Annotated in this window: 4 protein-coding genes; all 4 read right to left on the bottom strand. The window is 70.7% G+C overall.

Features of this window, described 5'->3' with window-relative positions; genetic code table 11:
• A partial coding sequence (locus VMR86_04865) for a hypothetical protein (protein HTO06369.1) occupies positions 1-360 on the bottom strand: 360 nt, incomplete at its 3' end.
• Positions 361-367: 7 nt separating this feature from the next.
• On the bottom strand, positions 368-952 hold the full coding sequence (locus VMR86_04860) for a hypothetical protein (protein HTO06368.1): 585 nt from the start codon (positions 950-952) through the stop codon (positions 368-370).
• Entirely contained in the window at positions 949-1,500 is a 552-nt protein-coding gene (locus VMR86_04855; GenBank protein ID HTO06367.1) for a hypothetical protein, read from the bottom strand. The genes VMR86_04860 and VMR86_04855 overlap by 4 nt, the downstream gene beginning before the upstream one ends.
• 42 nt (positions 1,501-1,542) lie before the next feature.
• On the bottom strand, positions 1,543-3,022 hold a 1,480-nt coding region (locus VMR86_04850; GenBank protein HTO06366.1), incomplete at its 5' end, for an ATP-binding protein.

Genomic DNA, 3,022 nt, shown 5'->3' with positions numbered 1-3,022 from the left:
GCTGGTCGGCGACTTCAGGGTGAAGCTCATCGTGCCGGTGTCGTGCTGGATCGACCAGAGCACGAACATGTGGCTGGTGGCTTCGGTCAGGTTGAAGATCAGGTCGCCGTACAGGTCCACGTGCTCGCGCGCGCCCGCCGCGCCGTAGCTCTCGAGCGCGGCGCCGCGTTCGCCAGGGACGAGCGACACCGCCGAGCGCAGCAACACGCCGAAGTGTTCGGTCGGGTACCAGGCGGACGGGCGGATCTCCTCGCCGAGGTAGCGGTGGAGCTCGGGCGGCAGCACCCCGAGCGCCGCATCGCGCTGGCGGCGCAGGAACTTCACGGTGCCGAGCAGGGTCGCGCCCTTGGTGTTCCCCATCGCGGCCTCAGGCCCCGCGCTCGAAGGTGCAGCGCCAGATGCAGCTCGCGTCGTTCCACAGCCGGCAGGCGAGCTTCTCGACGACGACGTCGGCGATGCCGTTCATCGAGAACGTCCCGCGGAAGTAGCCCGTCAGCGCCAAGCAGTTCTCGCGCGAGGTGTCGCCGAAGCCGACCAGCTCGAAGCGCATCCGGTTGGGCAGCTCGCGGATCCGCCGCATCTCGCCGGTATCGTGCTGCGTGGCCCACATGGCGAACGTCCGGCTCGGCGAGCCGTGGCCGAGGAGCACCTCCTTGTAGATCTCGCAGTGCGCCTTCGCCGCGAACTCGCCCATCATCTCGAGCGCGCGGTCGGGCGAGCCCGGGTAGAGCCGCGCGCCCGCCTGCAGGAGCTCGGTGTGCTCCGACTCCGGGTACCAGGCCGAGGGCCGCAAGTTGTCGGTCAGGTACTTGTGGAGCTCGGGACGGAGCAGGCTCAGGGCGTCGTCGCGGCGCGAGCGCAACAGCTTCACGACGCTGAGGAAGGCGATCCCCTTCAGCTTGCCGCCCGGCTTCGGGTCCAGATCGATCTCGCGCTGCCGGGTGCCGATCACCGCTCGTCCACCGGGGTCCAGGAAGCGCGCCAGGCGCAGCGGTCGTCGCCCCACAGGCGGCACGAGAGCTTCTGCACCGAGCCGTCGGTGATGCCGTTGATCGCGAGCGTGCCGGAGAGGTACCCACCCAGGATCAGGCAGAACTCGCGCGAGGTGTCCTCGAAGCCGGCGAGCTCGACGCGCATCTTGTTGGGCGCCTCGAGCGTCGAGCGCATCTCGCCGGTGTCGTGCTGCGTGGACCAGAGCGCGAAGGTGCGGCTGTTCGTGTCCGCGCCCATGCCGCGCAGCAGGTCGCCGTAGACCAGCGTCTGCGCGCGCGCGCCGCGCTCGCCCATCATCATGAGCGCGCGGTCCAGCGGGCCGGGCAGGAGCTTCGCGACCGCGCGCACCAGCGCCACCAGGTCGGCTTCCGGGTACCAGGACGAGGTGCCGATCTGCTCGTCCAGGTACTTGTGCAGCTCGAGCTCGAGCACGTCGGCCGCGTCGTCGCGGCGCGCGCGCAAGAACTTCACTGCGTCGAGCAGGGCGATGCCCTTGGCCCGTCCCATGCTCCTGATATCGGCGCGAAAGTGTGACGGATGGACCGAGGGCTAGGCGTCCTTGCGTTCGCCGAGATGCCGGCGCAAGAGCGCGTAGAAGCGGCTGCGATCGATCGGCTTGGTTGCGAAGTCGTCGCAGCCCGCCGAGAGGCAGCGGCCGCGCTCGGCGTCCATCGCGTGGGCGGTGAGCGCGACGATCGAGCCGTCGAAGCCCTGCCGGCGCAGGATACGCGTGGCGGTGTAGCCGTCCATCACCGGCATCTGCATGTCCATGAGCACGAGCTGGAAGGGGGTTCCCGAGAGCCTCGCCTCGTGGATCCGTTCGACCGCCTGCTGGCCGTTCTCGACGATCACCGGCTCGAGGCCGGCCTTCGCGAGCAGCAGCGCGATCAGCCGCTGGTTGTCCTGCCCGTCCTCGACGAGCAGCACGCGCCCGGAGAGCGGCGCCAGCCCCTCCGGCGACTCGGGCTCGGCCTCGGGGCTCGCGGGCAGCGCGGGCACCCGCGCCACGCCCTGCAGGTTGCCGGCGGGCAGCTCGACCCGGAAGGTGGTGCCGTGGCCGGGCTCGCTGTCGACCGCGATCGCGCCGTCCAGCAGGTCGGTGAGGCGCTTCGAGATGGTGAGCCCTAGGCCCGTGCCGCCGTAGCGGCGCGTGGTCGAGCTGTCGGCCTGGCCGAAGGGGCGGAAGAGCTTGCTGCGCTCGGCGTCAGTGATGCCGATGCCCGTGTCGATCACCTCGAAGCAGAGCCGCGCCGGCGCGGGCTCGTCGCGCAGCTGCACGCGCAGCCGCACCTCGCCGATCTCGGTGAACTTGATCGCGTTGCCCACTAGGTTGATCAGGATCTGGCGCACGCGTGTCGGGTCGCCCTCGACCTGCGTAGGCACCGCACCGCCGAACTCGACGTTGAAGCCGACGCCCTTCGCCTCGGCGCGGACGCGCATCAGCCGCTCGACGTCGCGCACCACCGCGACGGGCGAGAAGGTGACGTGCTCGACCTCGAGCCGGCCCGACTCGATCTTCGACAGGTCGAGGATGTCGTTGAGCAGCGCGAGCAGGTAGTCGCCGTTGCGTTGGATGGTGCGCAGCGCGTCGACGGTGCCGGCCGGCGCCGCAGCGCGGCGCGCCTCCTCGAGGAGCACCTCGGTGAAGCCGAGGATCGCCGTCATCGGCGTGCGGATCTCGTGCGAGACGTTGGCGAGGAACTCGGTCTTGATGCGCGTGGTCTGTTCGGCGTGCAGCATCGCCTCTCGCAGCGCGGAGTTCGCCTCCTCGAGCGACTCGGTGCGGTTGCGCTCTGCGCGCAGCGCCCGCCGCTCGGAGAGATCGCGCGCGACGACCAGCCAGGCCGGCTTGCCCGCGTACTCGCCCGCGTGCAGCGCGATCTCGACTGGCAGCTCCGGCGTCTCGTGGAGCTGCATGCGCACCTCGATGCGCTTGGCCGCGGGGCCGCCCTGGGCACGGCGCTCGGCGACGTGGGCTGCGAAGCTGCGCCGAGACGCGGCCGAGATCAGGCCTTCGAACGCCAGGCCG

This window comes from Myxococcota bacterium (assembly GCA_035498015.1).
Classification (GTDB): Bacteria; Myxococcota_A; UBA9160; order SZUA-336; family SZUA-336; genus VGRW01.
The sequence above is the reverse complement of the archived record's forward strand: the minus strand, read 5'-3'. Positions and strand labels throughout refer to the sequence as shown.